Below are 13165 nucleotides of genomic sequence, written 5' to 3'. Positions count from 1 at the left end.
TTCTCACGTCATCAATATTAACGTACGAAATCGTTATCACGCGTCCGGTTTGATTTTTAAATTTTTTGCGCCGAAATGTGGCTTACGTTTCAATTTTGCACCACTTCAGGGCGCTGCATTTATTTTTTCCTGTCTACACTCTGGATATTGCGTCGAATAATCGTGCGCAAAAACCTGGCACTACCTTTGCTTAAAAGAGTATGGCCATAGCCACAGACAGGTAAAAGACGTTTTCAGAACGTTTCCATAACAATAATTCCTCCACACAGGATGCTCTATGAAAAAGATGATAATAGCCAGCCTGGCTGCGGCCGGCGTGCTGCTTGCGGTTGCAAATCAGGCACATGCCGGCGCAACACTTGATGCCGTAAAGAAAAAAGGTTTTGTGCAGTGTGGGATCAGTGACGGGTTGCCTGGCTTTTCTTATGCCGATGCAAGCGGTAAGTTCTCAGGTATTGATGTCGACGTATGTCGTGGCGTTGCCTCCGCCGTATTTGGCGATGATAGCAAAGTAAAATATACCCCGCTCACCGCCAAGGAACGCTTTACCGCACTACAATCAGGTGAAGTCGACATGCTCTCTCGTAATACCACCTGGACCTCCTCTCGTGACGCAGGAATGGGAATGTCTTTCACTGGCGTAACGTATTACGACGGCATTGGTTTTCTTACCCACAATAAAGCGGGTCTCAAGAGTGCTAAAGAGCTGGATGGCGCAACGGTTTGTATCCAGGCAGGAACAGATACCGAACTGAACGTGGCTGACTACTTTAAAGCCAACAACATGAAGTACACCCCTGTCACTTTTGACCGCTCGGATGAATCAGCTAAAGCTCTGGAATCTGGACGCTGCGACACGCTGGCTTCCGACCAGTCTCAATTGTACGCCCTGCGAATCAAGCTGAGTAATCCTGCGGAATGGATTGTCCTGCCAGAAGTTATTTCTAAAGAACCGCTGGGACCTGTTGTACGTCGTGGAGACGATGAGTGGTTCTCCATTGTTCGCTGGACGCTGTTCGCCATGCTGAATGCGGAAGAAATGGGCGTTAACTCGAAAAACGTCGATGAAAAAGCGGCTAATCCTGCAACGCCGGATATGGCACACCTGTTAGGCAAAGAAGGGGATTATGGTAAGGATCTGAAGCTTGATAACAAATGGGCTTACAACATTATCAAGCAGGTAGGTAACTACTCGGAGATCTTTGAGCGTAACGTGGGATCGGAAAGCCCACTGAAGATCAAACGTGGACAGAACAACCTCTGGAATAACGGTGGCATTCAATATGCGCCACCGGTGCGCTAATACGTAGTGATGTAACGGGCGCCGCGACTGCGGCGCTCAGTCCAGAGTCATAGTTACCGAGGTTTTCTTATGTTCCATCGCCGCTCAATCGTAAAAGGATCGTTATCCTTTTCTAACCCTGCGGTCCGCGCCTGGTTATTTCAAATACTTGCCGTCATTGCAGTCATCAGCATTGCGGTCTATCTCATCCATAACACGATAAATAACCTGAATAATAGCGGTATTACCTCGGGATTCTCTTTTCTCGATCGCAGCGCCGGATTTGGTATTGTCCAGCATCTGATCGATTACGAGCAAGGCGATACGTATGGCCGTGTTTTTATCGTTGGCCTGCTCAATACGCTATTGGTTTCTGCACTGTGCATTGTTTTTGCATCAATTCTCGGTTTCTTTCTCGGACTGGCACGCCTGTCAGATAACTGGTTATTACGAAAGCTCTCGACGATCTACATCGAAACGTTCCGCAATATACCGCCGCTGCTGCAGATCTTCTTTTGGTATTTCGCCGTATTACGTAACCTGCCCGGCCCACGTCAGGCCGTTAACGCGCTGGACTTGATGTTTCTGAGTAACCGGGGACTCTATATTCCGGCACCGCAAATGGGAGAAGGATTTTTTGCCTTTTGCGGCGCTGTAATTATCACTATCGTCGTCACTATCGGGCTATTTCGCTACAACAGAATGCACCAGACTAAAACCGGTCAGCTACGCCGGACCTGGCCCACGGCTCTGGCGCTGATCGTGCTTTTACCGATGATCTCACAGTGGCTGTTTGGCGCAGCGCTTCACTGGGATATCCCCGCCCTTCGCGGTTTTAACTTCCGTGGCGGTATGGTGCTTATTCCCGAACTGGCTGCCCTGACGCTGGCGCTTTCAGTGTATACCTCGGCGTTTATTGCAGAAATTATTCGAGCGGGAATCCAGGCCGTTCCTTATGGGCAACATGAAGCAGCACGCTCGTTGGGTCTACCAAATCCGGTGACACTGCGCCAGGTGATCATCCCACAGGCGCTACGCGTCATCATTCCCCCATTAACCAGCCAGTATCTGAATATCGTCAAAAACTCCTCACTTGCGGCCGCTATTGGCTACCCGGATATGGTTTCACTGTTTGCCGGCACGGTACTCAATCAAACAGGGCAAGCCATTGAAACTATTGCTATCACGATGTCGGTGTACCTGATCATCAGCCTGAGCATTTCTCTGCTGATGAATATTTATAACCGCCGTATTGCACTGATTGAGCGCTAAGGAGCCATGATGACAAAAGCACTGCTGTCTCACCCCTCGCGTCAGAATAGTAACCCGGCAAGCCGCAGTCTACTCTGGATGCGTAAAAACCTGTTCTCCAGTTGGTCAAATAGCCTGCTCACGCTGCTGTGCGTTTGGCTGATTTGGTCATTTCTTCCGCCACTGCTGAACTGGGTATTCTTTCAGGCCAACTGGGTCGGTTCAACCCGCGCAGACTGCACCAAAGCTGGGGCTTGCTGGGTGTTCATTCATGAACGCTTTGGGCAATTCATGTATGGACTTTATCCCCACGATCAGCGCTGGCGCGTAAATCTGGCCCTGATCATTGGCCTGGCCTCTATCGTCCCTATGTTCTGGAAATCTATTCCCCACCGTGGCCGCTATATCGCCGTCTGGGCCGTCGTTTATCCCGTGGTGGTCTGGTGGTTGATGTACGGTGGTTTTTTCGGACTTGAGCGCGTAGAAACCCGACAGTGGGGCGGATTAACACTGACGCTTATCATTGCATCCGTGGGGATTGCGGGCGCGCTTCCGTGGGGTATTTTACTGGCGCTTGGACGTCGGTCTCATATGCCAGTCGTGCGGATTTTATCCGTCATTTTCATTGAGTTCTGGCGCGGTGTGCCGTTGATTACCGTCCTTTTTATGTCCTCGGTCATGCTTCCTCTGTTTATGTCTGAAGGGACCAGTATCGACAAACTTATCCGGGCGCTGGTCGGCGTGATTCTTTTCCAGTCGGCGTATGTCGCAGAAGTGGTTCGCGGAGGGTTACAGGCCCTACCAAAAGGTCAGTATGAAGCCGCTGAATCACTGGCGTTAGGGTACTGGAAAACGCAAGGGCTGGTCATTCTTCCGCAAGCCCTCAAGCTGGTTATTCCGGGTCTGGTTAACACGATTATCGCCCTGTTTAAGGATACCAGTCTGGTCATCATCATCGGCCTGTTTGATCTCTTCAGTAGCGTGCAGCAGGCAACTGTGGACCCTGCATGGTTGGGTATGTCGACGGAAGGATATGTTTTCGCCGCACTGATTTACTGGATCTTCTGTTTTAGCATGTCGCGTTACAGCCAACATCTGGAAAAACGTTTTAACACCGGGCGTACACCGCACTGAGGAATTTATGAGCCAATTATTAATGCCGTCTACCGACGCGATGATTACGCTGGAAAACGTCAACAAATGGTACGGACAGTTTCACGTCCTGAAAAACATCAACCTGAAGGTAAAGCAGGGAGAACGCATCGTATTATGCGGACCTTCCGGTTCGGGTAAATCGACAACTATCCGCTGTATCAACCATCTGGAAGAGCATCAGCAAGGACGTATTGTGGTGGATGGGATCGAACTCAATGAAGATATCCGCAATATTGAGCGCGTCAGACAAGAAGTTGGCATGGTTTTTCAGCACTTTAATCTCTTTCCTCATTTGACGGTCCTGCAAAACTGCACGCTGGCACCAATCTGGGTACAAAAGATGCCGAAAAAAGAGGCTGAAGCTCTGGCAATGCACTACCTTGAGCGAGTTCGTATTGCTGAACATGCGCATAAATATCCTGGGCAAATCTCTGGTGGGCAGCAACAGCGTGTAGCCATTGCACGCTCGCTGTGCATGAAACCCAAAATCATGTTATTCGATGAACCCACATCAGCGTTGGATCCTGAAATGGTAAAAGAAGTGCTTGATACCATGATAGGTCTGGCGCAATCAGGCATGACTATGCTGTGTGTTACCCATGAAATGGGCTTTGCCCGCACAGTGGCCGACCGGGTGATCTTTATGGATCTTGGCGAGATTGTTGAACAGGCAGCACCGGATGAGTTTTTTGCTCACCCCAAATCTGAACGCACGCGTGCGTTTTTGTCGCAGGTTATCCATTAAAGCCATGCGCCGGATACAGCACTGGCGTTTAACAGATAAAACAAAAGGCCCAGTCGAAAGACTGGGCCTTTTGTTTTTATTTGATGTCTGGCAGTTCCCTACTCTCGCATGGGGAGACCCCACACTACCATCGGCGCTACGGCGTTTCACTTCTGAGTTCGGCATGGGGTCAGGTGGGACCACCGCGCTACAGCCGCCAGACAAATTCTTTTCTAAGTGCCAAACTTTAACCGAAAAACTGGTGCTGATACCCAGAGTCGAACTGGGGACCTCACCCTTACCAAGGGTGCGCTCTACCAACTGAGCCATATCAGCACACTAAATTTGATGCCTGGCAGTTCCCTACTCTCGCATGGGGAGACCCCACACTACCATCGGCGCTACGGCGTTTCACTTCTGAGTTCGGCATGGGGTCAGGTGGGACCACCGCGCTACAGCCGCCAGGCAAATTCTGTTTATCAACACACCTCTCGGGCCTGTCGATGTAATCTGTAATCAAGCTGAATTTCGATGTCTCTTTCGCCAAAACATCTTCGGCGTTGTAAGGTTAAGCCTCACGGTTCATTAGTATCGGTTAGCTCAACGTATCGCTACGCTTACACACCCGACCTATCAACGTCGTCGTCTTCAACGTTCCTTCAGGACCCTTAAAGGGTCAGGGAGAACTCATCTCGGGGCAAGTTTCGTGCTTAGATGCTTTCAGCACTTATCTCTTCCGCATTTAGCTACCGGGCAATGCCATTGGCATGACAACCCGAACACCAGTGATGCGTCCACTCCGGTCCTCTCGTACTAGGAGCAGCCCCCCTCAATTCTCCAGCGCCCACGGCAGATAGGGACCGAACTGTCTCACGACGTTCTAAACCCAGCTCGCGTACCACTTTAAATGGCGAACAGCCATACCCTTGGGACCTACTTCAGCCCCAGGATGTGATGAGCCGACATCGAGGTGCCAAACACCGCCGTCGATATGAACTCTTGGGCGGTATCAGCCTGTTATCCCCGGAGTACCTTTTATCCGTTGAGCGATGGCCCTTCCATTCAGAACCACCGGATCACTAAGACCTGCTTTCGCACCTGCTCGAGCCGTCACTCTCGCAGTCAAGCTAGCTTATGCCTTTGCACTAACCTCCTGATGTCCGACCAGGATTAGCTAACCTTCGTGCTCCTCCGTTACTCTTTAGGAGGAGACCGCCCCAGTCAAACTACCCACCAGACACTGTCCGCAACCCGGATTACGGGTCTACGTTAGAACACCAGCCATTAAAGGGTGGTATTTCAAGGTTGGCTCCATGCAGACTGGCGTCCACACTTCAAAGCCTCCCACCTATCCTACACATCAAGGACCAGTGTTCAGTGTCAAGCTATAGTAAAGGTTCACGGGGTCTTTCCGTCTTGCCGCGGGTACACTGCATCTTCACAGCGAGTTCAATTTCACTGAGTCTCGGGTGGAGACAGCCTGGCCATCATTACGCCATTCGTGCAGGTCGGAACTTACCCGACAAGGAATTTCGCTACCTTAGGACCGTTATAGTTACGGCCGCCGTTTACCGGGGCTTCGATCAAGAGCTTCTCCTTACGGATAACCCCATCAATTAACCTTCCGGCACCGGGCAGGCGTCACACCGTATACGTCCACTTTCGTGTTTGCACAGTGCTGTGTTTTTAATAAACAGTTGCAGCCAGCTGGTATCTTCGACTGATTTCAGCTCCATGAGTAAATCACTTCACCTACATATCAGCGTGCCTTCTCCCGAAGTTACGGCACCATTTTGCCTAGTTCCTTCACCCGAGTTCTCTCAAGCGCCTTGGTATTCTCTACCTGACCACCTGTGTCGGTTTGGGGTACGATTTTGTGTTACCTGATGCTTAGAGGCTTTTCCTGGAAGCAGGGCATTTGTTACTTCAGCACCGTAGTGCCTCGTCATCACACCTCAGCGTTAACAAGACTCCGGATTTACCTGGAATCTCCGCCTACATGCTTAAACCGGGACAACCGTCGCCCGGCTAACATAGCCTTCTCCGTCCCCCCTTCGCAGTAACACCAAGTACAGGAATATTAACCTGTTTCCCATCGACTACGCCTTTCGGCCTCGCCTTAGGGGTCGACTCACCCTGCCCCGATTAACGTTGGACAGGAACCCTTGGTCTTCCGGCGTGCGGGTTTTTCACCCGCATTATCGTTACTTATGTCAGCATTCGCACTTCTGATACCTCCAGCATGCCTCACAGCACACCTTCAACGGCTTACAGAACGCTCCCCTACCCAACAACACATAGTGTCGCTGCCGCAGCTTCGGTGCATGGTTTAGCCCCGTTACATCTTCCGCGCAGGCCGACTCGACCAGTGAGCTATTACGCTTTCTTTAAATGATGGCTGCTTCTAAGCCAACATCCTGGCTGTCTGTGCCTTCCCACATCGTTTCCCACTTAACCATGACTTTGGGACCTTAGCTGGCGGTCTGGGTTGTTTCCCTCTTCACGACGGACGTTAGCACCCGCCGTGTGTCTCCCGTGATAACATTCTTCGGTATTCGCAGTTTGCATCGGGTTGGTAAGTCGGGATGACCCCCTAGCCGAAACAGTGCTCTACCCCCGAAGATGAGTTCACGAGGCGCTACCTAAATAGCTTTCGGGGAGAACCAGCTATCTCCCGGTTTGATTGGCCTTTCACCCCCAGCCACAAGTCATCCGCTAATTTTTCAACATTAGTCGGTTCGGTCCTCCAGTTAGTGTTACCCAACCTTCAACCTGCCCATGGCTAGATCACCGGGTTTCGGGTCTATACCCTGCAACTTAACGCCCAGTTAAGACTCGGTTTCCCTTCGGCTCCCCTATTCGGTTAACCTTGCTACAGAATATAAGTCGCTGACCCATTATACAAAAGGTACGCAGTCACCCCATAAAGAGGCTCCCACTGCTTGTACGTACACGGTTTCAGGTTCTTTTTCACTCCCCTCGCCGGGGTTCTTTTCGCCTTTCCCTCACGGTACTGGTTCACTATCGGTCAGTCAGGAGTATTTAGCCTTGGAGGATGGTCCCCCCATATTCAGACAGGATACCACGTGTCCCGCCCTACTCTTCGAGTTCACAACACATGCACTTTTGTGTACGGGACTATCACCCTGTACCGTCGGACTTTCCAGACCGTTCCACTACCACACATGCTGATTCAGACTCTGGGCTGCTCCCCGTTCGCTCGCCGCTACTGGGGGAATCTCGGTTGATTTCTTTTCCTCGGGGTACTTAGATGTTTCAGTTCCCCCGGTTCGCTTCATTACGCTATGTATTCACGTAATGATAGTGTGACGAATCACACTGGGTTTCCCCATTCGGAAATCGCCGGTTATAACGGTTCATATCACCTTACCGACGCTTATCGCAGATTAGCACGTCCTTCATCGCCTCTGACTGCCAGGGCATCCACCGTGTACGCTTAGTCGCTTAACCTCACAACCCGAAGATGTTTCGTAAAACACTTCAGTGTTGCGAAAATTTGAGAGACTCGAACACACCGCTTTTCATTTCTTGTTTACGGAGAAATGAAACAGTGTGTCGTTTCAATTTTCAGCTTGATCCAGATTTTTAAAGAGCAAAACTTCGCAGTGAACCTTTTCAGGTACACTCTGAAGTTTTCTTGTGTTTTTGCAGTAAGGAATGGTGGAGCTATGCGGGATCGAACCGCAGACCTCCTGCGTGCAAGGCAGGCGCTCTCCCAGCTGAGCTATAGCCCCATCGTAGTTAAATCTCGTTTAACCTTAATTTCTGTTGAGGCAAGGCGTGGTGACGCGAAGCATACTGAAGTATGTGAGCGTCGCCGCAACGCAGCATCAGCAGAAATTTGGTAGGCCTGAGTGGACTTGAACCACCGACCTCACCCTTATCAGGGGTGCGCTCTAACCACCTGAGCTACAAGCCTGCAGAGATTTTCTTACTGCTAATTTTCATCAGACAATCTGTGTGAGCACTACAAAGAACGTTTCTTTAAGGTAAGGAGGTGATCCAACCGCAGGTTCCCCTACGGTTACCTTGTTACGACTTCACCCCAGTCATGAATCACAAAGTGGTAAGCGCCCTCCCGAAGGTTAAGCTACCTACTTCTTTTGCAACCCACTCCCATGGTGTGACGGGCGGTGTGTACAAGGCCCGGGAACGTATTCACCGTGGCATTCTGATCCACGATTACTAGCGATTCCGACTTCATGGAGTCGAGTTGCAGACTCCAATCCGGACTACGACATACTTTATGAGGTCCGCTTGCTCTCGCGAGGTCGCTTCTCTTTGTATATGCCATTGTAGCACGTGTGTAGCCCTACTCGTAAGGGCCATGATGACTTGACGTCATCCCCACCTTCCTCCAGTTTATCACTGGCAGTCTCCTTTGAGTTCCCGGCCGGACCGCTGGCAACAAAGGATAAGGGTTGCGCTCGTTGCGGGACTTAACCCAACATTTCACAACACGAGCTGACGACAGCCATGCAGCACCTGTCTCAGAGTTCCCGAAGGCACCAAAGCATCTCTGCTAAGTTCTCTGGATGTCAAGAGTAGGTAAGGTTCTTCGCGTTGCATCGAATTAAACCACATGCTCCACCGCTTGTGCGGGCCCCCGTCAATTCATTTGAGTTTTAACCTTGCGGCCGTACTCCCCAGGCGGTCGACTTAACGCGTTAGCTCCGGAAGCCACGCCTCAAGGGCACAACCTCCAAGTCGACATCGTTTACGGCGTGGACTACCAGGGTATCTAATCCTGTTTGCTCCCCACGCTTTCGCACCTGAGCGTCAGTCTTTGTCCAGGGGGCCGCCTTCGCCACCGGTATTCCTCCAGATCTCTACGCATTTCACCGCTACACCTGGAATTCTACCCCCCTCTACAAGACTCTAGCCTGCCAGTTTCGGATGCAGTTCCCAGGTTGAGCCCGGGGATTTCACATCCGACTTGACAGACCGCCTGCGTGCGCTTTACGCCCAGTAATTCCGATTAACGCTTGCACCCTCCGTATTACCGCGGCTGCTGGCACGGAGTTAGCCGGTGCTTCTTCTGCGAGTAACGTCAATCACTGCGGTTATTAACCACAATGCCTTCCTCCTCGCTGAAAGTACTTTACAACCCGAAGGCCTTCTTCATACACGCGGCATGGCTGCATCAGGCTTGCGCCCATTGTGCAATATTCCCCACTGCTGCCTCCCGTAGGAGTCTGGACCGTGTCTCAGTTCCAGTGTGGCTGGTCATCCTCTCAGACCAGCTAGGGATCGTCGCCTAGGTGAGCCGTTACCCCACCTACTAGCTAATCCCATCTGGGCACATCCGATGGCAAGAGGCCCGAAGGTCCCCCTCTTTGGTCTTGCGACGTTATGCGGTATTAGCTACCGTTTCCAGTAGTTATCCCCCTCCATCGGGCAGTTTCCCAGACATTACTCACCCGTCCGCCACTCGTCACCCAAGGAGCAAGCTCCTCTGTGCTACCGTTCGACTTGCATGTGTTAGGCCTGCCGCCAGCGTTCAATCTGAGCCATGATCAAACTCTTCAATTTAAGTTTGATGCTCGTGAATTAAACTTCGTAATGAATTACGTGTTCACTCAGAGACTTGGTATTCATTTTTCGTCTTGCGACGTTAAGAATCCGTATCTTCGAGTGCCCACACAGATTGTCTGATAAATTGTTAAAGAGCAGTTGCGACGCGCTTTAGCGCTCTGTCGCGAGGTGGCGTATATTACGCTTTCCTCTTTCAGAGTCAACCCTCATTTTCAGGTTTTTCTCTTCAACCGAACCGGCTGTTTGCGTGAAGTGATTCACATCCGCCGTGTCGATGGAGGCGCATTATAGGGATCCCATTTTTTAGCACAAGTATTTTTTGGATCTTTTTTGCTGAGTGCTTGTTTTTCACCCCTTTCGCTATATTCCTGCGCAATTTGGCTGATTTTTGATAGCTAAATCACTTGCACAGTCTCAATAATCCAACCAAAGTCTTCATTACTGCTCTATTTTCATTGAGGTAAACATGTCTGATGTATTACGTCCTTATAAGGATCTTTCCCCACAGATCGGAAAACGCGTGATGATCGACACCAGTAGCGTCGTCATTGGTGATACTCGTTTGGCTGATGACGTCGGGATTTGGCCGTTGGTTGCGATTCGTGGCGACGTCAACTATGTACAAATCGGCGCCCGTACAAACATTCAGGACGGCAGCGTTCTCCATGTCACACATAAATCCACATCTAATCCGCAAGGTAATCCATTGATCGTGGGTGAGGATGTGACGGTCGGTCATAAAGTCATGCTACACGGCTGCATCGTTGGCAACCGCGTATTGGTCGGTATGGGATCAATTTTACTGGACGGCGTAGTGGTAGAAGACGACGTTATGATTGGGGCAGGAAGCCTGGTGCCGCAAAACAAACGCCTGGAGAGTGGATATCTGTACCTGGGTAGCCCGGTTAAACAGATCCGGCCATTAAGTGACGAAGAGAAAGCAGGCTTAAAATACTCTGCTAACAACTACGTTAAATGGAAAGATGAGTATTTAAATCAGAGTAACCAAACCCAACCCTGAGAGTTTTCCTGCTGGTCCTGGATCAATGCTTCGGCCTCTTCTTCCAGGTCCCAGCGATGCTGTTGAAAGGTTTCCAGCCATTGTTCAGGCGTGCAGCCGCCAAAGCGGGACGCCAACGTCTCCCCTGATATAGCGCATGTTAACTGCATACCATGGACCAACGCAGGGAAAACAACGGCGCTAATATCCGTCAGCCATTCTTCTCGATCGGGAAACTGGATCGCCTGATTCATGCCGACATTTCCTGTTGCATGCTTTTGATGACGGGCTCAATCTGTGGCAATACACCATGCCAGAGTAAAATGGCGTGCGCTGCTTGTCCCACCAGCATCCCCAGACCATCGGCATACTGTTTCGCCCCATGTTCAGCACACCAGGAAAGGAACGGTGTATTCCCTTGCTGATAAAACATGTCATAGCAATAGACAGAGGAGTGAATAAGCGATGTCGGAATGGCTGGTACCTCACCGCTAATTCCGCTAGATGTCGCATTAATAATTAAATCAAAACTGTAATTATCAAGATCGTCCATTCCCACCGCCTGCACGCTGCCGGTATGGGAGAAGATTTGTGCCAGTTCTTCTGCGCGCGAAGCAGTACGGTTAACGATGGTTACCGCACAATCCAGAGAAAGAAGAGGTAATAAAACCCCCCGGGATGCGCCACCGGCACCAATCAACAGAACTCGCGATCCGGGGCGAATGAAAGATAAACGTTCAAGATCGCTTAATAAGCCGATACCATCCGTGTTATCTCCCAGTAAACGCCCATCCTCAAGTCGTTTAAGAGTATTGACCGCTCCAGCAAGCGATGCCCGCTCCGTTAATTCATCGGCACGCGCAAACGCCTCTTCCTTAAAAGGCACAGTGACATTTGCCCCCTTCCCGCCTTCAGCAAAAAAGGCATTCAGCGTATTCACAAAATCATTGATAGGTGCCAGTACACGTCCATAGGAATGATCAATTTTCAACTGCTCTGCAAATTGCTGATGAATAAAGGGCGATTTACTGTGCGCTATCGGATTACCAAAAACAGCATAGGCTTCTTTCATATTACCCCTGTCGAAACTGTTCACCGGTCAGAGCATCACGGATCTCCGAAGGATTCAAACGCCCTCCGGTCTCCCCCTCAACTACGGGAAAGTCTGTACCAAACTGCGCGCGGACTTCCTCTACCGTTCTGCAAGGCGGTAAGCCACTCAAATTAGCACTGGTGGAGACTAACGGTTTGCCATAAGCCTGGCACAATGCAACCACCAGCGGATGATCGGTGACTCGCACGGCCAGCGAGTCAAAACGACCGGTCAACCAACGAGGCGTAGTCGCGGGCGCAGGGAAAACGAAGGTGACAGGACCAGGCCAGCGAGCGAACACAGCCTCACGTTGAGCATCTGAAAGCGTGCTATCGTCAATATAGGGCTTGAGCTGGTCAAAATTTGCCGCAATCAAAATTAAGCCTTTATCGACTGGGCGTTGTTTTAGCGCCAACAGACGGGTAACAGCCGTTTCGCTGTCGGGATCGCAGCCGACACCAAATACAGCTTCTGTTGGATAGGCGATGACTTTTTCTTGTTTCAGAACCGCTATCGCAGCAGCGATAGGGCCTGTGGGCAGGTTATTATTCACTTTTTTATTCCGCCGAGAACGGCTTTCCACATTGTTTACTGGCACAGAAATGCTTCACACCCTGCGCGGTTTTCTTTTCGATGAGTAGCGGATAATGGCACTCAGGACACTCTCCGGCTAACGGTTTGAAGTTAATGACAAACTGGCACTCCGGATAGCGATCGCAGGAGTAAAACGTTTTGCCATAACGGGAACGCCGCTGGACCAAGTGGCCAGTCTGGCATTGAGGACAGACTATTGCTGTTTCATCTGGCTTGTCGATAAGTTCGGTGTGTTCACACATTGGATAATCGCTGCATCCAATAAACATCCCGAATCTTCCCTGTCTCAGCACCAGCTCGGCGCCACATGCAGGACAAAGCTTACCCTCCAGAACTTTGACAATATGTCCGTCCGCGGAAGATTTCAGCGGACGGATGTAATCGCATTCTGGATAGTGTGAACAACCGAGAAACGGACCGTGTTTCCCGGAACGAATAACCAGTTCAGCCCCACATTGTGGGCAGGGCTCGTTTTTACGCACCGTAAACAGTGCTGATTTAGCCATAACA

Annotated in this window: 9 protein-coding genes, 3 tRNA genes and 4 rRNA genes; 5 read left to right on the top strand and 11 right to left on the bottom strand. The window is 50.7% G+C overall.

What is annotated here, in order from left to right:
• Nucleotides 1-277: 277 nt before the first annotated feature.
• From HVZ52_RS02115 to HVZ52_RS02100, 4 genes are all read left to right on the top strand, one after another.
• Nucleotides 278-1303 (top strand): amino acid ABC transporter substrate-binding protein, encoded by a 1026-nt coding sequence (locus HVZ52_RS02115; RefSeq protein WP_003025295.1) that lies wholly within the window; start codon nt 278-280, stop codon nt 1301-1303.
• Between the two features lie 69 nt (nt 1304-1372).
• On the top strand, nt 1373-2554 hold the full coding sequence (locus HVZ52_RS02110; RefSeq protein ID WP_049040272.1) for an amino acid ABC transporter permease: 1182 nt from the start codon (nt 1373-1375) through the stop codon (nt 2552-2554).
• Between the two features lie 9 nt (nt 2555-2563).
• Nucleotides 2564-3667, top strand: a complete 1104-nt coding sequence (locus HVZ52_RS02105) for an amino acid ABC transporter permease (protein WP_016157600.1) — start codon at nt 2564-2566, stop codon at nt 3665-3667.
• A 7-nt stretch (nt 3668-3674) separates the two neighbouring features.
• Nucleotides 3675-4433, top strand: a complete 759-nt coding sequence (locus HVZ52_RS02100) for an amino acid ABC transporter ATP-binding protein (RefSeq protein ID WP_016154732.1) — start codon at nt 3675-3677, stop codon at nt 4431-4433.
• A gap of 85 nt (nt 4434-4518) precedes the next feature.
• Here the strand turns inward: HVZ52_RS02100 and rrf (HVZ52_RS02095) are convergent.
• The 7 genes from rrf (HVZ52_RS02095) to HVZ52_RS02065 all read right to left on the bottom strand — a co-directional run bounded on the left by rrf (HVZ52_RS02095) (nt 4519) and on the right by HVZ52_RS02065 (nt 9965).
• Nucleotides 4519-4634, bottom strand: a 5S ribosomal RNA gene (gene rrf / locus HVZ52_RS02095).
• A gap of 38 nt (nt 4635-4672) precedes the next feature.
• Nucleotides 4673-4748, bottom strand: a tRNA-Thr gene (locus tag HVZ52_RS02090).
• A 14-nt stretch (nt 4749-4762) separates the two neighbouring features.
• Nucleotides 4763-4878, bottom strand: a 5S ribosomal RNA gene (gene rrf, locus HVZ52_RS02085).
• A 98-nt stretch (nt 4879-4976) separates the two neighbouring features.
• Nucleotides 4977-7883: ribosomal RNA gene (locus HVZ52_RS02080) — 23S ribosomal RNA — on the bottom strand.
• 208 nt (nt 7884-8091) lie between these two features.
• A tRNA-Ala gene (locus HVZ52_RS02075) sits at nt 8092-8167 on the bottom strand.
• A gap of 108 nt (nt 8168-8275) precedes the next feature.
• Nucleotides 8276-8352: transfer RNA gene (locus HVZ52_RS02070), tRNA-Ile, on the bottom strand.
• Between the two features lie 71 nt (nt 8353-8423).
• Nucleotides 8424-9965: ribosomal RNA gene (locus HVZ52_RS02065) — 16S ribosomal RNA — on the bottom strand.
• The 16S, 23S and 5S rRNA genes sit together here with 3 tRNA genes alongside, the layout of an rRNA operon.
• A 469-nt stretch (nt 9966-10434) precedes the next feature.
• Here HVZ52_RS02065 and HVZ52_RS02060 point away from each other — a divergent pair.
• Nucleotides 10435-10989, top strand: a complete 555-nt coding sequence (locus HVZ52_RS02060; RefSeq protein WP_019078186.1) for a gamma carbonic anhydrase family protein — start codon at nt 10435-10437, stop codon at nt 10987-10989.
• Here the strand turns inward: HVZ52_RS02060 and HVZ52_RS02055 are convergent.
• Genes HVZ52_RS02055 through HVZ52_RS02040 form a run of 4 tightly spaced genes read right to left on the bottom strand, consistent with a single transcriptional unit; the run spans nt 10965 to nt 13161 of the window.
• Nucleotides 10965-11222, bottom strand: a complete 258-nt coding sequence (locus tag HVZ52_RS02055; RefSeq protein ID WP_181598809.1) for a DUF1488 domain-containing protein — start codon at nt 11220-11222, stop codon at nt 10965-10967. The genes HVZ52_RS02060 and HVZ52_RS02055 overlap by 25 nt on opposite strands.
• Nucleotides 11219-12040, bottom strand: a complete 822-nt coding sequence (gene aroE / locus HVZ52_RS02050; RefSeq protein WP_181598808.1) for a shikimate dehydrogenase — start codon at nt 12038-12040, stop codon at nt 11219-11221. The genes HVZ52_RS02055 and aroE overlap by 4 nt, the downstream gene beginning before the upstream one ends.
• Before the next feature lies 1 nt (nt 12041).
• The gene (gene tsaC / locus HVZ52_RS02045; protein ID WP_019078184.1) at nt 12042-12614 is read right to left on the bottom strand and encodes an L-threonylcarbamoyladenylate synthase type 1 TsaC; all 573 of its coding nucleotides are present in this window, start codon (nt 12612-12614) and stop codon (nt 12042-12044) included.
• A 4-nt stretch (nt 12615-12618) separates the two neighbouring features.
• Entirely contained in the window at nt 12619-13161 is a 543-nt protein-coding gene (locus HVZ52_RS02040; RefSeq protein ID WP_181598807.1) for a type I DNA topoisomerase, read from the bottom strand.
• Between the last annotated feature and the right edge of the window lie 4 nt (nt 13162-13165).

The sequence above is a fragment of the Citrobacter sp. RHB36-C18 genome (assembly GCF_013814485.1).
GTDB lineage: Bacteria > Pseudomonadota > Gammaproteobacteria > Enterobacterales > Enterobacteriaceae > Citrobacter > Citrobacter braakii.
This window is presented reverse-complemented; position numbering and strand designations above follow the sequence as displayed.

Coding starts and splice junctions, on each gene's coding strand:
- HVZ52_RS02115 (WP_003025295.1), top strand. CDS start 278: ATGAAAAAGATGATAATAGCCAGCCTGGCTGCGGCCGGCGTGCTGCTT.
- HVZ52_RS02110 (WP_049040272.1), top strand. CDS start 1,373: ATGTTCCATCGCCGCTCAATCGTAAAAGGATCGTTATCCTTTTCTAAC.
- HVZ52_RS02105 (WP_016157600.1), top strand. CDS start 2,564: ATGACAAAAGCACTGCTGTCTCACCCCTCGCGTCAGAATAGTAACCCG.
- HVZ52_RS02100 (WP_016154732.1), top strand. CDS start 3,675: ATGAGCCAATTATTAATGCCGTCTACCGACGCGATGATTACGCTGGAA.
- HVZ52_RS02060 (WP_019078186.1), top strand. CDS start 10,435: ATGTCTGATGTATTACGTCCTTATAAGGATCTTTCCCCACAGATCGGA.
- HVZ52_RS02055 (WP_181598809.1), bottom strand. CDS start 11,222: ATGAATCAGGCGATCCAGTTTCCCGATCGAGAAGAATGGCTGACGGAT.
- aroE (WP_181598808.1), bottom strand. CDS start 12,040: ATGAAAGAAGCCTATGCTGTTTTTGGTAATCCGATAGCGCACAGTAAA.
- HVZ52_RS02040 (WP_181598807.1), bottom strand. CDS start 13,161: ATGGCTAAATCAGCACTGTTTACGGTGCGTAAAAACGAGCCCTGCCCA.